The following is a 21,231-nucleotide window of genomic DNA, read 5'->3' on the forward strand; positions in this document are numbered from 1 at the left end:
AGCTCGATCTCCTTCAGGCTAGGCTGATTGGCGCGCCATAAAAACAATCACGATCATCGAATATGCGTCAGAGCCAATTTTGGACGCCGATCCCCCGGCTTAGGGGGGCAATATTGCAGGCCGAATGCCAACCGGACTCCGGATGCGACGATTCGTGGAGCTGGTCGTGTAGCGCCTTGGCCTGCTTCTCCGTGTCGCCAATGACCGGGCCGGATTTGAGCTGGCAAGGTCGAAGGACGCTGCAGGCACGTATGACCAATAGCGCGGTTCGAAGCGATTACGAGCTTCGCGCGACGCGGAGCGGGGCTTCCGTGAACAGAACTTTTCGGGCGGGCGCTCAATAGTACGCTAAGACAAATGGACTGGTAGCTCGGTCTCCTCGGATCGCGTTGATGAGCCAAGTTCGCTGCCGAGCCATCAGGCCACGGGTTCGAAACACCAGACCCGCCGCCTGTTGCTCTTCGCTATTCACGGCCACGAACCGCATGCTCGGCCGCTGAGCGGCTTTGCAAGCGCCGTGGCGTCGATCGCATTTTTCTTCTGTCGCTCCCCGAAAGGTTTAAGGTAAAGCAGACTCCCTGCGCGCCGATATTGACCTGACCTATTTGACCGCCGTTCGGGTTCGCACTAAAGAGCCACAACTTCGGCAAGGTAAGTCACCGTCGGGACAATTCGCCAGTGCGCACCGGCATACCATCTCTCATCACTTCGTCGCGGTCGCCGTATACTGCAACCTTCCCTTGGTTGAGCAACAAGACCTTGTCGCAGTTTGCGACTATCGATACATTGTTGCTGGCGACCACGACCACTGCGCGGCGCGCCTTGAGCCTCGTGATGGCGGCGGCAAGCGCGTCGCGGCCATTATTGTCAAGACTTGAACCCGGTTCGTCGAGCACGACAAGGAGGGGATCGCGGTAAAAGGCCTTCGCTAAAGCTATGCGTTGCTCCTGGCCAGTAGAAAGTATCATACCGCGCGCGCCAACGCGGGTTTCATAGCCATCAGGCATCAGGATGATCTCATCGTGGACGCCCGCATCCCTCGCGGCCGCGATAACGGCCTTGGCTTCTATTGAGTCGAAGCGGCAGATGTTTTGTGCAATCGACCCACCGAACAATCTAAAGCGCTGCGGCAAATAGCCGATCTGCCGACTAAGAGCCCGCTCATCTAATTCATCTACAGCTTTCCCCTCTATCCAGATTCGACCGTGACGAGGCTTCCAATCCCGGACCAACGCGCGCAACAGCGAAGTCTTGCCTGCGCCGTTAGGCCCCACAATCGCGAGTGCTTCACCAGCCGCAATTCGGAAGCTGACGCCACTTAGTATCTCTCGTCCGCTTCTAGGGTCAGACAAGTGGAGGTTTTGAGCCTCAATACTGCCGGTTGACACGAGTGAGGCTGGTTGGGCATTTTGCCCTGACGGTTCACCCAACGCCGGAGATAGTTGTGTGGCTACTTGAGGCGCCGTGCCGAGAAACGACTGCTTAACGTCTTGGGCCACTCCTTCTTCTGATCGTCCTTCAACCGATGCAACCGTTCGCAATGCGTCAGCCACGCGGCGCTTTTCATCATCAAATCCGGACTTCAGAGGTAGAACTACTTCGACGCTAACTGAGCCGCCAATTTCTCTTTCTAGAATTGCGACACCCTCGACCTTGCAGGGTTTCGACTTCCAGCCTTTTCGAAGAAGGTAAGCCGCGAGGGATTTTCCACCTATCCCCTCAGCTGCAATGAGACTTGGCCGAGCGTTAATCATGGTACAAATCGCCGCTTTGACGCTTCCATCATTTTTGAAATTGCTGCTGACGTAAGTCGATTGGTGGGCGGAATTGAAACACGAACGGTGCCAGTATTTCGTGTTCGTACGCCAGCATCCGTCCACCAATATCCGCTCGCGTTTAGCATCAGGCAATCTGACTTTTCGATAAGCCAGCTTTCCCGAGCTACTGGGAAGCAAATCAAAAAAAGATAATATGGGGTTGCGCTAGGCTGACGCTCTACTATTAAGTCGTAATTTCTGGCTTTTAGATCAAACTTAACTTCGCCGCCGCCCATGACGTGGATAGTTGCTGCCTTAAGCTGAAAATCAACGGGGTAGCCAGTTTCTATATATCTTTGATCTTTCCGAACAACGTGCTTTAAGGTTCCATCAACTCCGTAATCGAGTCGACTTACTGCAATGGTTACCCCCGCTGCTGACGCAGCAGCTTGAACAAAAGCTGTTGCAAGCTCGTCCAAGAGATGTGTCGGAGGAAGGGGCATATGCATCGGCAAGTTGAGCCAAGTTCTCATACTAGCACTGTCATGTAGCTCCCGGTAGCGATTCCCGTCGCTTAAAAGGCGGACAAGTCGACATACGCCGCCTTGTAAGACCATCTTTCCGTCGTCCGCACCGAAGTACATCGGCATCAGACAGCCTCTCGGTGCCCACAGCACGGTCTACGCGTGACGCCTGGGACCCATGTAGCGGCGCCGCTCCGTCAATCGATCCCAGCCCTCTGTCGGGCGTAGGCGATCGATACCCGGCTCCGTGCCGACGATCGCCTCGGTCATTTCCTGGCACGAGGCGGCAAATTCGTCGTGCGCGCGGTCACCCCGGAAGATCTGGACACGATTGCGGCGGACGCCGATCTCACCCTCGTGGCGACAGGCAAGGGCGGCTGTCGGGCCTATTCCCGGTTGATCCGGATCGCACTGTCTACGCCGGACCGCAGCGGCACCTGCTGCTCGCAACGTTCAAGGAGCTGAATCGTGCCGATCATCAGTTCGCTTATCGCAGCTCGGACGGCGCCAGGCACAACTGGTTCAACATCCATGCCGATTTCGGCGAGACCTTCTTCGGACCTTATCTGCACAAGGACCTCGGCGCCACGCGGGCGTTCATTGGGTTCGCCAAGCCTGGCAGCCCGTGGATCGACATCTTCAACAGCGTCACGGATACTCAGAGTGCGGGTGACGCCGTGGTGAGACTGTTCGCCACCTATTTTCCTGATGATATCGAGCTGATCGATCAGCTGGAGCCTCTGCATGAGGATCCGCACTCCTGGCTCCTCGGCGCAGTCCCGCCGACTGTTCGACGCGCCGTAGCCCGCACCAAAAACGGACACGCTGTTGCTGCACTCGGAGATGCCGCCGTCTCTTTTGATCCACTTGGCGGCCAGGGCGCGCAAAATGCAATCGTGCAATCCGTGCTCCTGATCCGAGCGCTCAGCGAGCACAAGGACAAGATCACCTACGAATGGCTGCAGGATCAATTCAACGCGCATTGGGACCATCGCGCTGAGGCAGCGACGGAAGTTACCAGGCTGTTTTTGGGTGATGACAAATACAAGACGCATGCTGAGCTGCTATTACCCGCCGCTGCCGTCAACGCAAAGATCGGAAGCGCGTACTTCGATTTCCTCTCCGAGCCACAGCCATTGCTCGGCATCCAGAGCCGAGAGCAGATAGACAACTTTATCGAGAATTTGGCAGGAGAAGCGGCCGAAACCGTCTTGGCAAGGTTCAAGGCACCCAGCCAACTTACGCGGGCGAAAGCGCTGGAGCGTGTGGTGTTGTCTTAAGCTATCTGGTCGAAACAACGCTCATGTGCATATCCTTGCATGGAACGAACAGCTTCCGGCGATCAATTACGTTCGGCGTGAACCCTCAAGCACCAAGCTGGCCGACAGCATGATCGCACCAACCCAGAACGCACCCCAGCAATAACCGGCTATATTTACGGGGTGCGCTCCCCGACAAAGCGAACGGGCGAGTTCGCAAATGGTGAAACGGCCGACAAGGCAAAGGCCGGCCTCTCGGGCAATCAGCCTTTAAACCGTACTCTGCCGCAGAGCAGTATTTCCATCCGCGCCTGACGCGCACGAGCCGCAGAAATCAACTCCGTGGCGACCAAAATGCGGTGATTGTGTCAAGGCAAGTGATTCGGCCCATTTCCGGCTGCTCGACGAGAAACCGGAACGGCAAGAAGGAGATGCAAATGAACGACGATGAGGCGATGCATTACATTGCAGAGCACGTCAAGGTGCCCCGCCTTCATGTGACCATCGCCAAAGGGTTTATCCTGAAGAATTTTCACCCAACGACGTCCGACCTCATCAACCGCTTCTTGCAGTCGGTTGAAGCAAAAATGCCTCAGAAACTCGTACTGCATCCGTCAGTCGATCCGGTTCCGACACTCGACGCTGTCGTCAGTGCGATCTCATGGCAACTCGCAGCCTGCGAGGCCATTTGGGGTCTCATCGCGAATGCTGCGGTTTTTCCAGCGTCAACCAACATGTACGGTGCATTTGGGAATTTGCAATGGACGACCGTCGTGCCTGGAAGTGGAGGCAGTTCGTCAGGATTTTCGCTCGAAGAATATTCGATTCAAGTCCCGGACAGGCTGGCACTGCCAAAATCCTCAAATCCTGATCTCGATCTACCGCTTACCGATCCGGATTTTTACCTGAAGGAGCTAAACCTGCCAGGTCTCGTGCCGGCGGTCGATACGGCACTCCGCGAAGCAGTGCGATGTATCCGGCATGGGCTCTATTTAGCCTGTCTTGCAATGCTGGGCCGCGCATCTGAAGCAGCCTGGATTGAGACAGGGCTGGCACTCGCGTCAGTAGTACCGGCGGGATCATCGATCGATGGCACCAAAATAGGAGACCAACTTCAAGACCCCTTTGTCGGCATCGGCAGAAAAATAAAAATCGTCCTCGACTCATACTCTCACCAAGAGGTTTTCGGTAGCATCACCAAGGCGAGCGGAGTCAAGCTTCAGGATCTGAGAAATTGTGTGGTGTGGGCTGATTGTGTGCGCGAGTCCAGAAATTCGATCCACTACGGGGCCGAACCGGCGATGTCCAATTCTTATGAAAAAGTTGCTACACTTCTGATTGGCGCGGTGCCTCACATTCGGCTTCTGGCCGCACTTACAGACGCCGCTCGAAGGAATGCGTAGCATAAGCGCTTGTTACCGGGCTGCGCTACCTACGCCGCGCGCCACGGTCTTGACCGCCTCATCAAGCAGCGGCGGCTGCAATGCTCTCGCCTCCGACACCGAGCCGACGACTGCCTCCGCGAAACGGGTATTCGTGGAGCTCCGGAAGCGTCTCGCACACGAGATTTCGTCGGCCGGAGAGTTGCTCTACGCGGCGGGAACCGGATCGGCAGAAGGGCCTTCGTTGCTTGGCCTAGGTGGCAGAAGGATGCCTGTCCAGTCGATCTCGGCAAGTTCGGCTGGCAACGAAGCCTCGTAGGTGCGAAGGGCCGCGTGGCGTGGGTGAGAGTCCACCGCGAAGGCGACCAATGCACGGGCCCGTGCGTTGTTACCGGCGCGACGGTTGACCTCGGCCACATAGAGCGACAGGGCAGCTTCAAGCAGGAGCCCAATTTTAGTCACGCTCGCTGTATGCCGTGTCTTGAAGTAGGTTTTGTGCAATTCCTCTAACTGCTCCAACGTCCATTCAACCCGGTTACCCGTGATCAGATGGGCGACGAAGCTCTCGACGGTAGGGGCATCGAAATCAGCTTTATGCTTCTCAAAGAGGGCCGGCCATTGTTTGCAGCTGAACTCAGGGCCTGCAAACTGATGAAACAGAAAATACAGTGTCAACATCGGGAGCCGCTGGCTAGGCTTTCGTAACCCTGACACCGAGTGCTCAACCATAGTCAAAATCGGCCGCAGGTCCGTGAGCTTGGCGTCCTTTTGATGCAGGAGTACGGCGGCGGTGATTTGCTCCAAAAACGCCGCAAGCCGTACCGGCGCGGTTTTATGATCGAAGCCCCCGGTCGAGGCCACCCAATATTCGGGAGAAAGCTTGACCGTAACAATGCCCGGCAGCTCTCGTCGATAATCGAAAGCCTCGCGTTCAACTATGCGACCGCGCGCGATGAACTGCATGATGACGTGACGCGCGAGCCGAGACAGGCCTGCAAACGATAACGTTTTCCTGTCGTCGACCTCGGTCGCCTCGGGAAAGCCACTTATGGTTAGCTGACGGGGAACATCACGCAAGACATGCACGTAGCTCGATCGGATCGAGTAAGCCTGTTGAAGCGCAATGGGAAGATCAGGTCGGCTTATCGGTCCCTGGGCGCCAGCGGCCTCTTCCCGGAAGAATGACGGCGCGACATGGGCCACGGCGAAATCGCGGAAGCGTCGCGCCAGCGCGACATGCTCGTTAGAGAGAACCGCATCTCGGACTCCAGCGGCGACCCCCTCGGAGGCATTCTTCAAGACTTGGTCAATCTCGTTCCGTTTGCGCGGGTCGTAGTCGCTCCACTCGGCTACATGACCATCAAAACCCTGCGCGAGAGATTCTATCGACGTAACGAACAGCGTGTAGGCCAGATTGAGATCGTCCGCCAAGCGATGGGAACCGATCACGAACTGCCTGATGGCGCGCATGGCTCCCACAAACGTCTCACGCTCGAGCCCGATTAACTGCGTGATGAATGCAGCTAGCGCGGCGGCATCGCCATCCCCGGCATGGACATCCTTGTCGAACATGCGGCGGATGAACCGGCTTGGCACCGCCTCGATACCGAGGCTCGGCCGTTCGGCAAGGAGAAGGCGCCGCGTAAGGTCAGGATCGGGAGTGCAGGTGACATTCAGGAAGAAGGCGATGACGGCGGCGAAGTCATTCAGGAGGTCATCTCCAGTTGTCGCAACAAAAACACCCGGCTTGGGCCCGTCGGGATATTTCTCCTGTTTCTCCAACATCTCGCATGTGAGCGTCGCAAGGGAGTGGAGGCCGGTCGAGGGAAGAAGGGACCCCACGGGCGTGTTGATCTTCTCGCCTCGCATAACGCGGTAGTTGGTGTAGAAAATCGCGCGGTGTAGCTTTTCGTATCGCTCGCCCGGCGGAAAGAATTTTTCCGTGATGATCTGCAGCATGACTCGCGACCTCTTGTCAGCTTATGACCGAGCCGGTTCGGGCGGAAACCTGTTCAATCCTTCAGGCCGCGCATAACCGGTCTTGTCAAATATCTCTTCAAAGAAGGCCAACAGGGCCGTGTCGATCGCCACAGCATCGGCCGAAACGAGCTCGGCCCGCACAATGGCTTCCTCGAATTGAATCGGACCGCGAATGTCATGCTGACCGACGCCGAGATGCGCCCCCCGCATGTTCAGCAGGCCGAGTTCGATTTCACACGGGAACGCCAGTCCGAGATGCTGGACGGCGAACGGCACGTTCGTATGGAGCGCGCGATAAAAGCCCTTCTCCAAGGCAACTACTGGAATGATCGGCAACGGAATGTGCGCCGGAAGCCATGCGCGCTCGCGCGTGATCAACGTATCCGTCAGGCTCCAGAGCTCGCCGTTCTGAAAGACTTGGGTCGCCCAGCGCAGCGGTGCTGGTCCCATCGTATAAGCGCCAGCGGGATCGTAGTAGATCGCCCCGTACGCGTTCACCGTGGCAAGGCAGCCGTGGCCGGTCGCGCGTATCATTTCGGATTGATTGACGTTGGCGTTCAGGCTCGACACCGTCAGCGGCTTTTCCCGGCGTTCCATGGGAATAATTCGCATGTAGCCATCGGGGGCGCCTGCGAACGCAAACCGGACCCGATCGACGTCGGGTACGCCGACCTCGGCAAGCGCCTCGCCCTGCGCGAAATAGCTGCCCTTGCTGAAGGTGGACGACGTTTGCAGGAAGGCAGGCTTCGCCTTCCGCGCGCGATCCTGACCGCCATCCAGCCCTGAAAGGATCTCGAAGGCTGCGGCGCTTGCTGCGTCGGCTGCGCGCTGTTGCGATCCTTCCTTGTCGGCGGTCGCCTTGCCGGACAACAGGTCCGAGATGCCGCGAATGACGGCGCCGTGCGTGGGGTGACTGATATGCACCCCCTTCAGGAAGCCGCTGCCTTCCATCTCGACGGCGACGGCATCACCATAGTGATTCTTGATCAGCGTCGCGGTGGCGGTCTTCTTTGAAGCCACGACTTTCTCGCCTGCCGCGATCGGCGCGACGAAGAACGCGGGGTCTCCCTGCTTGAGCGCAGGATCGAGCCGCGATTTCCAGTTGTTTCCCTGGCGGATAACGCGGGCGCGCTGTTCCAGCGCATGCGACGTATTTTGCACATCAGGACGCGGCTGGAAACCTTTGGCGGTGTCCTTGCCGGACTCATAGCCGTAGACCCTGGTTGCGACCACCACGTCGCCGATGGCCACATCCTTCACCCCGCCGGCGACGCCGACAAACAGCGCAACATGGGGCTTGTAATGCTCAAGGGCTCGGACCGCGATTGCGGCGGCGCCCGCATTGCCGGGGCCAGCCTCGACCACCGCAATATCCCAGCCGCCGAACTGCCCTTTGAAGAAGCCGGTACCGTTGACTGTCTCGACGGCGTGCTTCCCGAGTTGCCGCAAGACGGCGCGCGTCTCGACCTCGAAGGCGGTGACGATGACAGCAGTGGGGGATAGGCGTTGTGGCACGCGGTAGGCTCGATTGGTGTGGGGATACCCCCTAATATACAGGTGCTCGTTCCTCTTCGCCTAGCGAAAATCGCGATGAAACCGATGATCGGCTGGTGCTGCTGCTGGTCATCATGATGATCATCATGATCGCCGCGGCTAAGGCGCCTTCTCCCCGTCCTTCAGTGCGCGAGCTTCCTTTGCGCGCGGCATCAAGAACTCCGCGAGCGTCTTGGCCACATCCGTCAGCGGGCCCGGGTCGACCGCGACCTGTCTGGTGAACGCCGCCCACTGATCCTTCTTGCCGGCATCCTCGGTAAAGGCCGGGGTGAATGCATCCGGCAGTGCGGTGGGAATGTCGGTGTTGCGGCGCGCGAATGTCGCCTTGATGGCGCGAGCCAGCGTGTCGCCCTCGAACTTGTAGGAGCGGATCAGCACCCAGACGTCGTAGAAGTCTTTCAGGCGTGTGTTGGCGAGGCCAAGCGCGACCATCGCCTGGAATTTCTCGGCGATGACGGTCTCGCGCGGATAGGAGCGCAGCTTGGGAGCCGGAAAATCCAACAGCACCGGGAGGTCAGTTTCCTGCACGCCGGGCTCGATGGCGTCGCCGAATGCGATATCGATTAGGACGCGAACGCGGGCATTATCGACCGTGGCATTGCCCTTGATCCGGACGCCGCCGTATTCGTTTTCGTCGCGGATGCGGTCGACGGTGAAGCTGGCCGGGTCGAAGATGACGCCGTCGGCGGCGTCGACGGCGGCGACCTCCTTGAAGATCGCCAAGAGCGCGTTGGGGTCGGGATCGCCCGAGCCGAGAAGGTCAAGGTCGCGCGTCGGCCGGAACTGGTTGTCGACCCAGGTCGCGAGCAGCATCGCGCCCTTGAGAACGAAGCGGTTACGATAATCCGTCGAGCCGAGGCGATAGAGGAGCCGTTCCAGCACGTAGCGGGTGAGGAGAAGGTCGAAGGGCTGATTGCGCTCTCTGGAGAGCGTGAGCAGTCGCGCGCGAACCGAGGCAGCGACATTCTTGGGCGGGTTAGCCATTGGCGGTCATCGCTTCGATATAAGGTTGCATGGCCTTCCAAACCCCGGCTTTGCGCGCGAAATCCGCGATCTCCGAAGGCTTGGCCTTGCGGGTTCGCAGGGCCTCGCGCAGGCCTTCAAGCGCGAGGTTGAGGCCGGTGCTGTGACGGTAGCGTGTCCCGGCGCTCCGCCGGTAGCGAAAAAGATCGACGACGGTCTTGGCGGGGCTGAAGATCTTGACCGGGCAACCTTCGATCGTATGAATCTCCACGCCCTCCTGAAGCCGCTCCGGGTTGAAGCGAACGAACTGCATTGGCGGATTGGTTGGAAGGGGCTGACGGTCTTTGGGGCCGATGGCAAGCCAAACCGTGGAGGGGATGGTATCGGTCAGGTCATGGAAAGCGAGCGCTGAGGTCAGCGCGACGACCCCTTTAGGTACGCGTTTGGCGGCTTCGGCGAGGGAATGGTGCGTATCGATGGGCGCGTCGGGCAGTTGGTAGAGACCGCGCCCGAGTTGGACAACGAGGCCTTTTTCCTTCATGCGGGCGATAGTCGCGGCCGTGATGCCTGCCCTGGCAAGCTCGGAAGGGCGCGCGATGCCGCGCTCCTTCAGGAGTTCGATGACACGCTCTTGTTGGGTCGAGGATGGCTTGGCCATGGCTTATGATCCGATTTGTCGGATATACCCTATTTATATCCTGCATTTCATATCAAACGGAACTACCGCTAACAACCCGCAACTCGTTCCGCAACCCCTTGATAGATATAGACATCCTACGGGCCAAAATCCGATCCGGTACAGCCCGCTGCCCGCAAATGTCGTGGTCGGCGACGGCCATGCTGGCCGCGATCGCGTCCATGACCGCCGGATAACCGCGCAACTTATGCGCGCCCAAACCGCCGCCTCACGCAGTCGATTGCCCGAGCCAAGGCGCTTGTTCCTTCCGGATAATAGATGCCGGCGCCATCGATCTTCGAAAGGTCGATGCCGGCATCCGTAAGCGTTTTCATCATCGTCTTGAAATCCTTCCATTGCTGCTTTGACTGAAGGAGCCGCACGCCAGGTAACGTGGCGTGATGGCTGGCCCAACTCCGCAGCATTTCGTCGGGAATTTCCTGAACGACATGGGCATCGTGGCCTACGAGACCGTTTGTCCGCGCCAGCTTCTCACCAGTTTCGTGCTCGCGGCGCAAATGCCAGGCGAGGAAATCAGCCGCCTGTAGGGGAGCGTACTGAAGCTCCTTGTCGCTTTTGAATGCCGGAAGCCCATCGATCAGATTTTGCGCCTCCGCCGGGAGGGATTTGATGATCTCGCTGAAAAACATCTCGACATCGAAATCGACACCCTGTTGCTCGTCGAATACGAACCGGATGGGCGCCCGTACTGGGCTTTCCGCGACATAGCGTGAGACAGCAGAGACGACCGTGAAGCACATCGTGAAATGCAGCCGTCCGAAGCCGTATGGCGAGACCGGCTTCAGTTCGTTCTCGAACAGCTGACCATTTGCCGAAACTTCGTAGGAGATTGGCTTATAGTGGGAGATGATGGCAGAGAGCCTTGCGAGCTTGGCATCCCGCAGTTTTTCGTCCCACCGGCTGTAATGAAATTGCCCGCTGAGGTTATGGGCTTCGGATGCTTTCAGGTACTCGATCGCAGGCCACGCTTTTAGTTCCTGGTACCAATCCTTGGAGAACGAGGCCCACACGTCTGCGCGATGGAGATAGCCGGCCAGAAACAATCGCTTGTCGCCAGCTTGTGCCTTGGAATCATCGGTAAATGCTTGAAGTAAATTCAAGCCGTATTCCCTCTGGTCAGCCTCAAAAGCGTGCAAGGCGCAAACCACCGTATAGGCTTGAGCAACCGCGTATCAAGGTTCATTTGCCGATGGTATCGCGATCGTTGGCTGGTCCAGCCGGGCGTTCGAGAATCACGCGCTCGCACTCCAGCGCCGCATCGAAATACTTCCATCCCTGCTGTGCTATAGCGGGCTGCGGGTACAGATCGCGGCGTGGCTGAAATCTCCCATGCGACCCATTTAAGCGCTACGCTGATCGCATCTTTGCCCGTGCATACGAGGATGTCGCCCGGCAGGATTTTCTCTGTGCGAAACGCAAAACACTCCCGAATTCTGTCGGTCGCCATGTAGCTCCTCGACGAACACTGTCCAGCGCCTCATCCTTCATGGACCTGTAGAAGGCGCTTAGGGGATTTGAGGGATTTCCTTGCCTTAGGAAGGCCTCGCTCCAGACGTTTTGTCGCGCCTGACAAGCGATTGACGGATTCGTGACCCCGTTGTGCGCCGCACCCATAGGCCCTCAACATGCTGCTGCCCTCTCCAGACACTTCACTCGGACGCTTGTACGCGCGGTTATCGAACTGGATAGCGCTTGACGATTTTGAGCAGGCTCTTGCGGATTATTTCAAAGGACCAAGGTCTAAGGCGGAGCTTGCCGACTACCGGGCCAAGCGCGGCGCCGTAAAAAAGCTCCGCGACGAAGTCGTGCCGGCTCTCCATCATCTCAAATTCACCAAGGCTCGCGGTGAGATCCGGTTTGAGCTGAACTCTGACGTTCCGGATTGCTGGTTGCGCGGCGCGTCGGGCGCCGTGCCGCAGGGGCTGGAAATCACAGTGGCGCAATCCCGGGAGCAACAGCGGCTGGGTCAGCTAATGAACCAAACGAAGGGGATGGTGCCGGGATATCTTGGTCTGGCGGACGACGCTCCGGAAGCGCTGTACCGGGAGCGCTTGGCACGCGGCCGGATCATGCATAGCACGGAAGGAGCGTTGACGGTCATCGGCAACGGTATCAAGTCCTGCCTTCGCAAGAAGAACCATCCCAAGTACGCAGGGCATGATCTACTGATCGAAGCCCCGTTGCTTAGCATGCCTAACGAGCGCTGGAACTGGATCGAAGATGATCTGCGCACAGCTGCTAGCGCGATGCCGTTTCGCGAAATCCACGTCATTGGCGATCAGGATCGCTCGCCTTTCGGCTTTCGTATCAAATGATAGCCTGCCTAAAGGTCGTCGTCATCAGGCCCCATGCCATCGCGCCACGAGCTCACATCGACGGAGTAGTTGGTGTCGCTGAATGCCATATTGAGGGGATCGTCCAGCGAGACTTGAATGTCGCAATAGAATGGAAACGACAAATCGGCTTCGGCTCCGTCACCACGACGCAGGTCCGAATTTGATCCCCATTGAAGACCAATCGCGACGCTTCCCGTGGCGCGGTAGGTTATGAAGTGCGCGCCGATCGAGCGCACCGATGTATCCCCGACGTAGACTTCCTCGACCGAATGATGCGTGGCAAGCTCGTCGACCTCCAGAATCGTGTCGCCGAGGAGCGTATCTACGGCGGCATCGTCAAGTTCTTGTTGGATCGCGTTAAGGATGGTCGAGCGGCACTCGTGATACGTATCGAGGAAGTTTCCCAGAGCCTCAATCGCACCGGACGCCGCGGTATCCTGTTCGTCATGTCCTTCAATGATCGTATCTTCCCGCCCGTGTACATGCCTGCTTAGGTTGTCGACCGCCTTGATGAGTCTTTGGCGGATTGGTGCAATGTCAATCTGAAGCGTGTCCTTTACAAACTCATCGCTCAACCCGCCCTGGATGGCGAAAACGATGCGTTGCCCACGCGTTGGGGCGTTTCCTTCGCGCTCGGAAACGAACCACTCCGTTTGCACGACCTGATCCACAGGTGCGAGTGCGCCCATCATATGCTCGAACAGGATACGCATGGCTGTGCTGAAGAAGTTGAGCCGCAGCGGGTTGGCGACATCCGCCAGCGCATGTTGTGCTCCGGTGATCGTGGTCCGGGAGAAGTCGTCGATCGCTTTTGGCTTCAAGGCAGCGAGTTGATCGTTGAGCCAGGGCAATGCCATCGTACCCCCGTTAGATTTCGCCGCGCCGGACGCGGCGCTCGTGCTTGTAATCGAAGCAACGAGACGTCCGACGCACAAAGGCGGCTTTATGAAAACGCCATTTCGTTTCGTCATCAAGAATCGAGATAAAGATGTCTCCAGCCATGCTGAGACCCAGTCCGTAGAACATTCGTACAAGCACCATATCGTAGGCTTGAAAGGCGAGGCTGTTGAAGCGGTTTAGGGTCCTAACGCTTTCCATCCCGGTGCCTTTGCGCTCGCGCGACATGGCGCTCTGAAACGGCGGCACAGCGGCATGCACATAGAGCGAGAGATCCCTGTAAAGCGACAGGACGGCCGCGTTGGCTTCTCCGGATTTCTCGAATTCATCGAAGTATCGAAGCTCGGTTACGTAATCCTCAAAGCGCTTGCTACGGTCACCAAGGCCGGCAAGCCTTTCCTCGAACGACTTCGCGTCCGCATGAAAGTCGCGAGAGGACAGCTTGACCGCAGCTTCCAGCAAAAACCGCAATTCACGCCGAGCCGTGTTTTGCACGCCTTCCTCCGCGCTCATCGTGATCGCGAGTACGGCCTCGCTAAGATGCGGGGCGAAGCGGAACATGAGATAATCTTCAGCGGCAGAGTACCGCGTTCCTTTCAGGCGAATATAGGACTGTGCCGCCAGCAGATCGGAGCCGATGCCCTCCAGATAGCACAACCCATCCTGAAAACGAGCGGCTATTTAAAACGTCTTTTTCATAGTTTTCGCGCTTTACCTTCATCGCCCGGAAGATTGCTTCAAACGGGTTCTCGTCACCTTCGGGTACGTGATCGTCATAGCCTGTCGTCATCGTCTGCCTCAGAAGAACTGCTGCGGATCATGGAAGGCGGAAGACAGGCCTTGATCGCGTTGCATGATCGCATCGATGACGGCAAGTGCATTATCCATCAGCGCCGCATCTCGATCACGATCGCCCGGGCATAGCTTGTTTCCATGGAATAGGTTGTTCCTGACTTGCCAAACGGCGTCCAGTAACTGCCGCGTACCGCTTAGCGCGGGCAGTTCATTGCCAAACTTCGGCCTTGCACCGGCCTGCACAAATAGATTCTTCGGCGGTCTCTGGATCAGGATTGAGGCGATTTTGGCGTCCCGGACGGCTTCAAAGAAGTCGCCCGGCAAGTGCGCGGACAGTTTTTCGCGGCAAGCCTCGGCAACCCTGTTGTGCTGGGTCCGGCGGAGGAAGCCGCACTGTTTCATCGCGAACTCGAACCGAGCGAAGGTAGCGAAAAACCGCAGCGTTTCGTCGGCCGGGAGGCCGTTGAGGAGTTGATGCGTGGTCAGCATGCGCTATGCCCGGCCATGAGTTTTCGGGGATGGAATACAGTAAGAATGGGCTGAGGCCGGCCTTAAAGCGAGTCTTGATGATCATAGACTCTTCCGTCAAATAAAACGATATGAGAAGACGCGTGGAAGGCTTTAGCGAGCCCGCCCATGTCTTGCCGAATTACGGCGCTAGCTTTGAGCGAATGAAGGGATCCTGACGGGGTTGCTGGCGCGGTTCCAGACAACACTATAACGGATCAGCGAACGGCGGCTTGCGACGCTCGGCGGTCATCATCATCGCCAGACGGTGGCGCTCCTCCGCGAACTCTGTATGAATCATTTTCTTGGAAACGGAATCGATGGCAAGAAACTTCAGCTTGCCCATATCCGCTTGCGATTGGAAATAGCGGCTAGCTCTTCACTTACCACGACAACGGCTGCGTAAAGGTCAAACAACCGGATAGAGACAACGATCTTCCCAGGAAGAACCGAGCTGTAGGCGATGTGGTGACCCTCGTGGGGTGTCCCCCACGAGCGTCGCGTCGCCAAGCAATATTTCGTACCACTCCGGCACCACGCCTGAGTTTCCCGCCAGCCCTAATTTCGCCCACCGGGCACGAACGGGTAGAAAATCGCACAACGCCGGGTCAACGTGCGTCCCGAGCTCGGAATTGCAGTGATCACACACCCGGTCAATCGTAGGGGACCGCCGATCGCCCGAGGAAACACGTGTTCTTGACGTGGCCGCTCTTGCAGGCAAAAAATACAACGAATAACGTACCCTCGATACGCGGTGATTGATCCTTCTCTAGGTTGTCCGCTTTTGCGCGAACCCAAAGAATGAGCCGCCGAAGCGGTCCTCGAACGGCGGAGGATCGTTGGGAAGCAAAAGAAGCGAAATTGCGAATTCATACTGCTCAGAGAGGACGGTTATTTCAACGACCGGTTCCGGAAACCAAACACCCCCGTCGTGTTGCCGCGTGGCCTGCCGTTCGGCGCTCGATGGTTGAGCAGCCAACGACGCAGCCGGAATGGCGATCGGCCCCGCCGATGTACGGAAATACGCGCCTGTCCGCAGCGCCCTTGCGCTGGAGCGAGCCCAAAGAATGAAGCCGTCCCGCGACACAACAAGAACAGCGCGCTTTTCGGTATAGGAAAGCCAGCGCAGCGCAGCTGCAATCAGCGACACGCGGTACCTGTCCGCACAGTCGGAAATAACGTCCAGGTCAATTGTGGAATCGGGTGGAACAAGCCGGCGAAAATCGTCGAGCGGCATAAGCAAATTGGCGGCGAAAACGTTGGCTTGGTGCTCGACCTGGCCGTATTCGGAATCCCACTGAACGAAATCCAGCTCGCCACATTTGATACCGTCGGGATAAGCAAGGCGGTGCAGAAGGTAATGGCCGAATTCATGCGCAAGCGTAAAATTAATTCGGCCGGTCGATCGTATCTGGTTGTTGTAAAAGATGCCCCACCCTTTCTTGCCCGCCGGAGCCTTGTATAGAGCGCCATCGAAGCCGGGCAGACTGTCCCCGACTATCCTTGAAATCGGGTCATGGGGAAATTTTTGAGCGCTATATTCCTGGGCGACGGCAGTGACGTTAACTGGAAAGTGTTCTGCTCCCAAGACCGCATTCAAAACGTGGGTGATCTCGAAAGCCCAACGCTCGGGAGAGAACGGCGAGGTCATGAGTCATCGCCCCAAAGCTTTACCATCTTTCGTATCTTTGCCTTGGTCGCATCATCCATTTGCCGGTACTGGCGATAGAATTTGGCGTCTGCGGCATCTTCGGTGGAGAGAGCCTCTCCTTCATCGAGAAGGTACTCTATCGTTGTATCAAGCTGATGCGCTATTTTCGCGAGCTTGTCCGCAGATGGGCGAGGCGGGTTCTTATTTTCTAGCTCCCAAATGTAACTCTTACTCGACTCTGAAAGCTCGGCGAGCTTGTCGAGGCTGAAGCCCTTCTCTTTTCGAAGGCGGCGGATTTTGTCTCCGAGCGCTGTGGACATCTGCGTCTCTCCTTTATGAGTAACAATTGGAGTGACTGTCAGGCATTATGTGCCCGCCGAGATACCAACTTCTTACGAATGAGACGAAACAGTTCAGCTTGATGTTGAGCATCGTGCAAGGCGTCGTGATCCGATTTAGACTTTGGGTTTAGCTTCTTACCGATTGCACTAGAACGCGTATCCCGCCATGTACATCCGGTGGCGCCCATATAATAGGCCTTGATGTCGAGCGCGGTAAATCCGAAAGGATTCCTCCCAAGAAATTTGTGGAAATAGTAGTTTACGAAGGACCAATCGAACGGTGCGTTGAAGCCTACGAACACCGCCGTATCACCCTCGAGCACAAAGCTTTCGATCCACGCCGCAAACTTTGCCATCGCCTCCTTTGGAGGAATACCCGTCTTGGCTAATTTCTCCAGCGAGAAACCGCCAACTTCCAAAGCCTTGGGGTCGGCATTTCTGTTGATGGGTTGTAGTTCACAGGAAAATGCACGCGTCGGCTCGTCCACGTCGCAGGCACCGATTGACAGAAGGCTGTATTCTCCCGGTATTGGGCCCGCCGCCTCAACGTCAATCGAAATGAATATTTCGCGTTTGGAGTTCATGAGATCAGGGGCTCTGTGGCGACAAGGGGTGGTCGACTTTGGATCGCAGCCCAATGCTCTCGAAACGCTCGCCGTCGCTCCTCGATCGTTCCTTTCGTCTTCCAATGCAGGCCCGCAAAGGTGTGGATGTCGAATGGATGAGCGCTCCCTTCCTTGACGGTCAGCATTGTCGGAAGGCTCCGACCAAAGGCATAGCCAAGCTCTAAAAAGCAATTTGGTCGCATTCCTGTAATGTCGGCTAGGACGACCCGGCTCCTGTGCAGCTTAGCAAAGATTTCCTGATCGATGCGCGCGTGCTCGTACTTTTGCTGACCATCCACGACAACCATACGATAACCCAGTTCTCCCTCAATTACCGGCTGAACCACCATCTGGAAAAACGCCTCTACATCGGCCCAGTCCTCATGGTCCGGATTCAAAAGTCGAACGACGAACGCGGGCGGCGGTTCCAGATTTTCCAGAAGGTCTATGATGCCCTTAACCTGATCGGCCGTATCGGTACGCGCCGTGAAATTGATGCGATTCATCCAGGTGTGAGCGGTTTGAGCCACAGTTCGAAAGAGGCGCGGAGCCTGACTGCTTGATAGACCTAAGGTGAAAAGCCGGCGCGAGCCCTGATCCGCGGGTGTGACCTTGCAGCCGAGGGGCACAACTGGCTTTCCTGCGTCGTGATACAGGTTTGCCAGGAACAACACCCCCTCAGAACCACCGACAGTAAGGAGGATGTCGCCCCAGCGCGCCTGTGCCTCCATCCGCTTGCTGTTCATATTCCAATGGGACACGTTCTCGATCTGGATGAGATCTGAAGAACGCAATTCATCCCACAGGCCCTGAAATTCCGCGGGGATCTGCTCTTCCGTTTTATGGTGCTGCACGGCAACGAGGAGGGGATTTGGAGCACCGGTCGGGCGACGGGCGAGATTCTTGTGTATTGTCTCCAAGATCAGCCAATCGAAGCAGATCGGCTTGCTGTCGACAGGCCGGACCTTCTCCCCGTCAACGGGTAGCACGAAGGTTACCCCTCGCGCGACGAGTTGCCGGACAACGCCCTGTAGCAATTCGCGGGCCTGAGCGACGTCTGCCGTGGCGGCGTGAGCTAACTCCAGTGACACGCTGCCCGTGATGTGGATGCGGCGTCCAAACAGAGGCGATTTGACCATCAGCAATCCTCCAATGTCGGCGATGCCTTCATGACCAGAACAACAGACTTGAGATGCTCAAACGAGAGCGGGCGATCTGGAAAGGCGAGCGCCAACGCACTTGGATAAAGGCGGGTGCGAATATCGGAGTACGTCCACGACGGCTGACCATTCTTTGCTTCAGTCGCGACTACCAGTTGCGCGATTTGACTTTCCGGCAGGCCAAGGGCTGCCAAATCGAGCTTGAATAGCTGCCTGCGTTCTTCAGCCGTCGGCCTCTTGAATTCCTCGACAATGGCCGCGCGTCTTTGCAGAGCGGGATCAAGGATCGAAAGCCTATTTGTGCAAAGGAAGGTGACGACACGGCCACCAAACCTGCGTAGATCGTCGATACCTTGTATGAGCGTGTTGACGGCAACTTTATCTTCGTGGTGGCTATTGTCCTGAGACCGAGAAGCCGCCAGTGAGTCGCCCTCGTCGATAATAAGGATGGCGCGCCGCCCGCGGCCCGCGGATTGGGTCACGCGGTGGAACGCTTCCGAAAGGTGCGTGCCCATCTCTCCAACCTTGCCGCTTCCGCGAACGCGGTTGCTGAGCTTGAACAAGATCGAATCATCCGCACGAGCCTCTGCAACAATGCGGTTGGCCAGGCATTCGGCGTTGGCCGTTTTTCCTGTACCCACGTCGCCGTGAAAGATGGCGAGGGGATACTGTTCGGCGACAAGTTCGGACAGCAGCAACTTGCCGCCGTGGTGCTTCTTGTTCCAGGCACCGATTTCATCGAGGCTCAAAAGGAGGCGAAGCTGATTGTGAACGCGCTTGTACCGCTCCTCAAATCCGAGCAGTGTCTTCGCTTTGGCGGTTAGCGCAGGGTCCGGAAGCGGAGTTTCGCTGTCGAAGACTTTAGGAGCCGGCTGGTTCATGAGGCAAAGTCCTTTCGCTGCATACCGAATGCGTTGCTGGCATAGTCGCGGTTGCCCGCCGACTTCAGCGTCGCATGGCTGGTGTCGTCGCTTGTTGGACTCCAGTTGATCTTCAGCTTGGAGCTCATCGCGGCGCGCTCGGGTAACGTGTAATCGTCGGTGTGGAACAGAACGATACGCAAGTACGGATTGGCGACCTTGGGCCACATGACCCCGCCGGGGCGGCTCATGGTGAGATCGCCCGAGGCAGTGTTGACGGTGTATTGCACCGCGCACACCTCCTGCGTGAAGTCGCGGAGCAAGGTGATGTCAACCTTTTCAAGGAACCCCTTCTTGGCGAGGGCTTCGACATCGTGGGCATACTCGCGCGCCTTGGCTTCGGTGATGGCGCCGGAGCTCTGGGCGATCATGACGAGATCGGCAGTAAACCTCCGCGCCACCGCCTCGACGTCGGCGTTGGTGTAAGAATACGTCTGACTGGCAGTTGCAGAGTGGGTCATGCAGGTTCCTCGATCTTGAAGCGGGGTCCAAAGATTTCCTTCCACACCTCGGTGTCATCCTCTGCCGAAGCAAAGTGCGCGGCTTCCCAGGCGTTCTGCGCGGCTGCCACAATCACCTGCCGCTCGGCCTCGGTGATGCGGCTAGCGACGTTGTTCAGGCTGTAGACCGGATCGATAATCACGACAGGGTGGCTGAACGTGCCGAACGGCGGCGTGTTCTCGGCGAACTGGATGCGCTCCGTCAGCCCGGATTGCGCGATGTAGAGAAGGATGCGCCGGAACCGCTGCTCAATCGATCCGGTGTTGCCCTCCGTGTCGAGCAGGTGCGCGACGAGCAGCTCGATGATGAACGATTTGAGCGGTTTCAGCTCGGCGTGATTGCGCCACTTCTTCGTCAAGCGGACCAACGTGCGAAAGTCCTTGTCCTTGTTCTTCCGGTCGCGCACGAACTTGATCTGGCAGGGAGCGCAGGTCTGGAGCTTCGAGCCGTCCTGCAAATCGAACTGCCAGCCGTAACCGGCGCGCTGCGAGTCTTCAATGACGGGGACGATGTCCACGCTCAGGCCCGAGCCGACGAACGAGACCGTTGCGGCCTTGCGCTGGATCTCGAAGTCCTCGACATCCTTGTTGGGATAGATCTCGATCAGCAGCTTGTAGATGGTGTCGTTCAGACCCTGGAGCGTCTCATGGTCGATGCTCCGGCCCGAGATGTAGAAGACGACATCGACGTCGACCGGGTCGGTCGAGGTCTTCCGCAGGATCGTGAACTTTGCGAAGGAGCCCGCCTTGACGACCTTCGTGATCTTGATCGCTGTCTTCTCGCGTACCGTGCGGCTGAGTTCGGTGATCAGGCGGTCAACCTGCTCGTGATATTCCTTGCGCTTGTCGGCCGGCAGGCGCAGCACGTTGAAGTCGTAATACTGAAGTTCTGTGTTGTTCAGGGGCACGGGGCGGTTCCTCTAAAGAGTCACAAAAAGTTCGGAATAGCGAACACCGTGACCGAGTCTTTAGGAAAATTCAAGGCGCAAAAGTGCGCCTACTCCGAACACTCACAGGAGATTTTCGACGTTCGTCATGCGCCAGACGCGCGCCATGTAGAAAACTGCAACGCTCGGCAACCAATCAGAATAGCGCCTATAACACCTTGATATTACGAAGGTAAAAGCACATGGATTCCGGGTGTGGAAATCCCTTACCCCCATATGAAAAACCCGCCGAAGGCGGGATAATCCACTGATTTTATTCAGAAGAAACTTCGTCTCACGGATAGGATGTTGAACCTATGCGTTTGGGTTGAAGCGAAGGGGGCTCCCGGCCGCGTCCCAGACGGATCGAAGCGTCCTATTTTGTCAAACGCCATCCGGAACTGCCCCCTTTGCGTCATGAAGAACTGCCCCCCACCATCGGGATTATGATTTCGGTTGAAGGTTGTTTCCGCCGGT

General features: G+C 57.4%; 21 protein-coding genes and 2 pseudogenes. 4 read left to right on the forward strand and 19 right to left on the reverse strand.

Features of this window, described 5'->3' with window-relative positions; translation table 11 throughout:
• Positions 1-376: 376 nt before the first annotated feature.
• The 3 genes and pseudogenes from AC0L3A_RS36570 to AC0L3A_RS36580 form a co-directional block, all read right to left on the reverse strand.
• A pseudogene (locus tag AC0L3A_RS36570) lies at positions 377-567 on the reverse strand (IS110 family transposase); the annotation flags it as partial.
• Positions 568-656: 89 nt separating this feature from the next.
• Positions 657-1,754, reverse strand: coding sequence for an ATP-binding cassette domain-containing protein (locus AC0L3A_RS36575; protein WP_473256203.1), 1,098 nt, complete (start codon positions 1,752-1,754; stop codon positions 657-659).
• Positions 1,751-2,236, reverse strand: a complete 486-nt coding sequence (locus AC0L3A_RS36580; RefSeq protein ID WP_473256204.1) for a DUF4365 domain-containing protein — start codon at positions 2,234-2,236, stop codon at positions 1,751-1,753. The genes AC0L3A_RS36575 and AC0L3A_RS36580 overlap by 4 nt, the downstream gene beginning before the upstream one ends.
• A 185-nt stretch (positions 2,237-2,421) precedes the next feature.
• Here AC0L3A_RS36580 and AC0L3A_RS36585 point away from each other — a divergent pair.
• The 3 genes and pseudogenes from AC0L3A_RS36585 to AC0L3A_RS36595 form a co-directional block, all read left to right on the forward strand.
• Positions 2,422-2,934: pseudogene (locus AC0L3A_RS36585) on the forward strand (styrene monooxygenase/indole monooxygenase family protein); the annotation flags it as partial.
• 243 nt (positions 2,935-3,177) lie between these two features.
• Positions 3,178-3,561 (forward strand): hypothetical protein, encoded by a 384-nt coding sequence (locus tag AC0L3A_RS36590; RefSeq protein WP_473256222.1) that lies wholly within the window; start codon positions 3,178-3,180, stop codon positions 3,559-3,561.
• Between the two features lie 416 nt (positions 3,562-3,977).
• A complete protein-coding gene (locus AC0L3A_RS36595; RefSeq protein WP_473256205.1) occupies positions 3,978-4,943 on the forward strand; it encodes a hypothetical protein in 966 nt (321 codons plus the stop codon).
• A 186-nt stretch (positions 4,944-5,129) separates the two neighbouring features.
• On the opposite strand, the gene AC0L3A_RS36600 is transcribed toward AC0L3A_RS36595, so the two are convergent.
• From AC0L3A_RS36600 to AC0L3A_RS36620, 5 genes are all read right to left on the reverse strand, one after another.
• Positions 5,130-6,881, reverse strand: coding sequence for a hypothetical protein (locus AC0L3A_RS36600; protein WP_473256206.1), 1,752 nt, complete (start codon positions 6,879-6,881; stop codon positions 5,130-5,132).
• Between the two features lie 21 nt (positions 6,882-6,902).
• Positions 6,903-8,417 carry a 5'-methylthioadenosine/S-adenosylhomocysteine nucleosidase family protein gene (locus tag AC0L3A_RS36605; RefSeq protein ID WP_473256207.1) on the reverse strand — a complete coding sequence of 505 codons (1,515 nt, stop codon included), beginning with the start codon at positions 8,415-8,417 and terminating at the stop codon, positions 6,903-6,905.
• Positions 8,418-8,555: 138 nt separating this feature from the next.
• Complete coding sequence (locus tag AC0L3A_RS36610) at positions 8,556-9,440, reverse strand: nucleotidyl transferase AbiEii/AbiGii toxin family protein (RefSeq protein ID WP_473256208.1); 885 nt, start codon at positions 9,438-9,440, stop codon at positions 8,556-8,558.
• The gene (locus AC0L3A_RS36615; protein WP_473256209.1) at positions 9,433-10,077 is read right to left on the reverse strand and encodes a type IV toxin-antitoxin system AbiEi family antitoxin domain-containing protein; all 645 of its coding nucleotides are present in this window, start codon (positions 10,075-10,077) and stop codon (positions 9,433-9,435) included. The genes AC0L3A_RS36610 and AC0L3A_RS36615 overlap by 8 nt, the downstream gene beginning before the upstream one ends.
• Before the next feature lie 224 nt (positions 10,078-10,301).
• Positions 10,302-11,216, reverse strand: coding sequence for a DUF3800 domain-containing protein (locus tag AC0L3A_RS36620; protein ID WP_473256210.1), 915 nt, complete (start codon positions 11,214-11,216; stop codon positions 10,302-10,304).
• Between the two features lie 525 nt (positions 11,217-11,741).
• Here AC0L3A_RS36620 and AC0L3A_RS36625 point away from each other — a divergent pair.
• On the forward strand, positions 11,742-12,431 hold the full coding sequence (locus AC0L3A_RS36625) for a hypothetical protein (RefSeq protein ID WP_473256211.1): 690 nt from the start codon (positions 11,742-11,744) through the stop codon (positions 12,429-12,431).
• A gap of 8 nt (positions 12,432-12,439) precedes the next feature.
• Here the strand turns inward: AC0L3A_RS36625 and AC0L3A_RS36630 are convergent, their stop codons facing one another.
• The 11 genes from AC0L3A_RS36630 to AC0L3A_RS36680 form a co-directional block, all read right to left on the reverse strand.
• Positions 12,440-13,309 (reverse strand): pPIWI-associating nuclease domain-containing protein, encoded by an 870-nt coding sequence (locus AC0L3A_RS36630; RefSeq protein WP_473256212.1) that lies wholly within the window; start codon positions 13,307-13,309, stop codon positions 12,440-12,442.
• Between the two features lie 10 nt (positions 13,310-13,319).
• On the reverse strand, positions 13,320-14,006 hold the full coding sequence (locus tag AC0L3A_RS36635; protein WP_473256213.1) for a hypothetical protein: 687 nt from the start codon (positions 14,004-14,006) through the stop codon (positions 13,320-13,322).
• A 141-nt stretch (positions 14,007-14,147) separates the two neighbouring features.
• Positions 14,148-14,633: a hypothetical protein gene (locus tag AC0L3A_RS36640; protein WP_473256214.1), complete on the reverse strand. Its 486-nt coding sequence runs from the start codon at positions 14,631-14,633 to the stop codon at positions 14,148-14,150.
• Between the two features lie 226 nt (positions 14,634-14,859).
• The gene (locus AC0L3A_RS36645; protein ID WP_473256215.1) at positions 14,860-14,997 is read right to left on the reverse strand and encodes a hypothetical protein; all 138 of its coding nucleotides are present in this window, start codon (positions 14,995-14,997) and stop codon (positions 14,860-14,862) included.
• Between the two features lie 423 nt (positions 14,998-15,420).
• Entirely contained in the window at positions 15,421-16,302 is an 882-nt protein-coding gene (locus AC0L3A_RS36650; protein ID WP_473256216.1) for an ImmA/IrrE family metallo-endopeptidase, read from the reverse strand.
• A complete protein-coding gene (locus AC0L3A_RS36655) occupies positions 16,299-16,622 on the reverse strand; it encodes a helix-turn-helix domain-containing protein (RefSeq protein ID WP_247396089.1) in 324 nt (107 codons plus the stop codon). Before AC0L3A_RS36655 ends, AC0L3A_RS36650 begins: the two co-directional genes overlap by 4 nt.
• 38 nt (positions 16,623-16,660) lie before the next feature.
• The gene (locus AC0L3A_RS36660; protein WP_473256217.1) at positions 16,661-17,227 is read right to left on the reverse strand and encodes a 3'-5' exonuclease; all 567 of its coding nucleotides are present in this window, start codon (positions 17,225-17,227) and stop codon (positions 16,661-16,663) included.
• Positions 17,224-18,387 carry a hypothetical protein gene (locus AC0L3A_RS36665; protein ID WP_473256218.1) on the reverse strand — a complete coding sequence of 388 codons (1,164 nt, stop codon included), beginning with the start codon at positions 18,385-18,387 and terminating at the stop codon, positions 17,224-17,226. Before AC0L3A_RS36665 ends, AC0L3A_RS36660 begins: the two co-directional genes overlap by 4 nt.
• Entirely contained in the window at positions 18,387-19,289 is a 903-nt protein-coding gene (locus AC0L3A_RS36670; protein ID WP_473256219.1) for an AAA family ATPase, read from the reverse strand. Before AC0L3A_RS36670 ends, AC0L3A_RS36665 begins: the two co-directional genes overlap by 1 nt.
• Positions 19,286-19,789 (reverse strand): HORMA-1 domain-containing protein, encoded by a 504-nt coding sequence (locus AC0L3A_RS36675; RefSeq protein ID WP_473256220.1) that lies wholly within the window; start codon positions 19,787-19,789, stop codon positions 19,286-19,288. Before AC0L3A_RS36675 ends, AC0L3A_RS36670 begins: the two co-directional genes overlap by 4 nt.
• Entirely contained in the window at positions 19,786-20,736 is a 951-nt protein-coding gene (locus AC0L3A_RS36680; protein WP_473256221.1) for a CBASS oligonucleotide cyclase, read from the reverse strand. The genes AC0L3A_RS36675 and AC0L3A_RS36680 overlap by 4 nt, the downstream gene beginning before the upstream one ends.
• Positions 20,737-21,231 lie beyond the last annotated feature (495 nt).

This window comes from Bradyrhizobium sp. MI1.3 (assembly GCF_055811695.1).

Excerpts from the sequence above, each read along its gene's own strand:
- AC0L3A_RS36675 (WP_473256220.1), bottom strand. The coding sequence starts at position 19,789 with ATGACCCACTCTGCAACTGCCAGTCAGACGTATTCTTACACCAACGCC.
- AC0L3A_RS36670 (WP_473256219.1), bottom strand. The coding sequence starts at position 19,289 with ATGAACCAGCCGGCTCCTAAAGTCTTCGACAGCGAAACTCCGCTTCCG.
- AC0L3A_RS36615 (WP_473256209.1), bottom strand. The coding sequence starts at position 10,077 with ATGGCCAAGCCATCCTCGACCCAACAAGAGCGTGTCATCGAACTCCTG.
- AC0L3A_RS36630 (WP_473256212.1), bottom strand. The coding sequence starts at position 13,309 with ATGGCATTGCCCTGGCTCAACGATCAACTCGCTGCCTTGAAGCCAAAA.
- AC0L3A_RS36600 (WP_473256206.1), bottom strand. The coding sequence starts at position 6,881 with ATGCTGCAGATCATCACGGAAAAATTCTTTCCGCCGGGCGAGCGATAC.
- AC0L3A_RS36625 (WP_473256211.1), top strand. The coding sequence starts at position 11,742 with ATGCTGCTGCCCTCTCCAGACACTTCACTCGGACGCTTGTACGCGCGG.
- AC0L3A_RS36645 (WP_473256215.1), bottom strand. The coding sequence starts at position 14,997 with ATGGGCAAGCTGAAGTTTCTTGCCATCGATTCCGTTTCCAAGAAAATG.
- AC0L3A_RS36660 (WP_473256217.1), bottom strand. The coding sequence starts at position 17,227 with ATGAACTCCAAACGCGAAATATTCATTTCGATTGACGTTGAGGCGGCG.
- AC0L3A_RS36655 (WP_247396089.1), bottom strand. The coding sequence starts at position 16,622 with ATGTCCACAGCGCTCGGAGACAAAATCCGCCGCCTTCGAAAAGAGAAG.
- AC0L3A_RS36610 (WP_473256208.1), bottom strand. The coding sequence starts at position 9,440 with ATGGCTAACCCGCCCAAGAATGTCGCTGCCTCGGTTCGCGCGCGACTG.
- AC0L3A_RS36595 (WP_473256205.1), top strand. The coding sequence starts at position 3,978 with ATGAACGACGATGAGGCGATGCATTACATTGCAGAGCACGTCAAGGTG.
- AC0L3A_RS36650 (WP_473256216.1), bottom strand. The coding sequence starts at position 16,302 with ATGACCTCGCCGTTCTCTCCCGAGCGTTGGGCTTTCGAGATCACCCAC.
- AC0L3A_RS36665 (WP_473256218.1), bottom strand. The coding sequence starts at position 18,387 with ATGGTCAAATCGCCTCTGTTTGGACGCCGCATCCACATCACGGGCAGC.
- AC0L3A_RS36575 (WP_473256203.1), bottom strand. The coding sequence starts at position 1,754 with ATGATTAACGCTCGGCCAAGTCTCATTGCAGCTGAGGGGATAGGTGGA.
- AC0L3A_RS36640 (WP_473256214.1), bottom strand. The coding sequence starts at position 14,633 with ATGCTGACCACGCATCAACTCCTCAACGGCCTCCCGGCCGACGAAACG.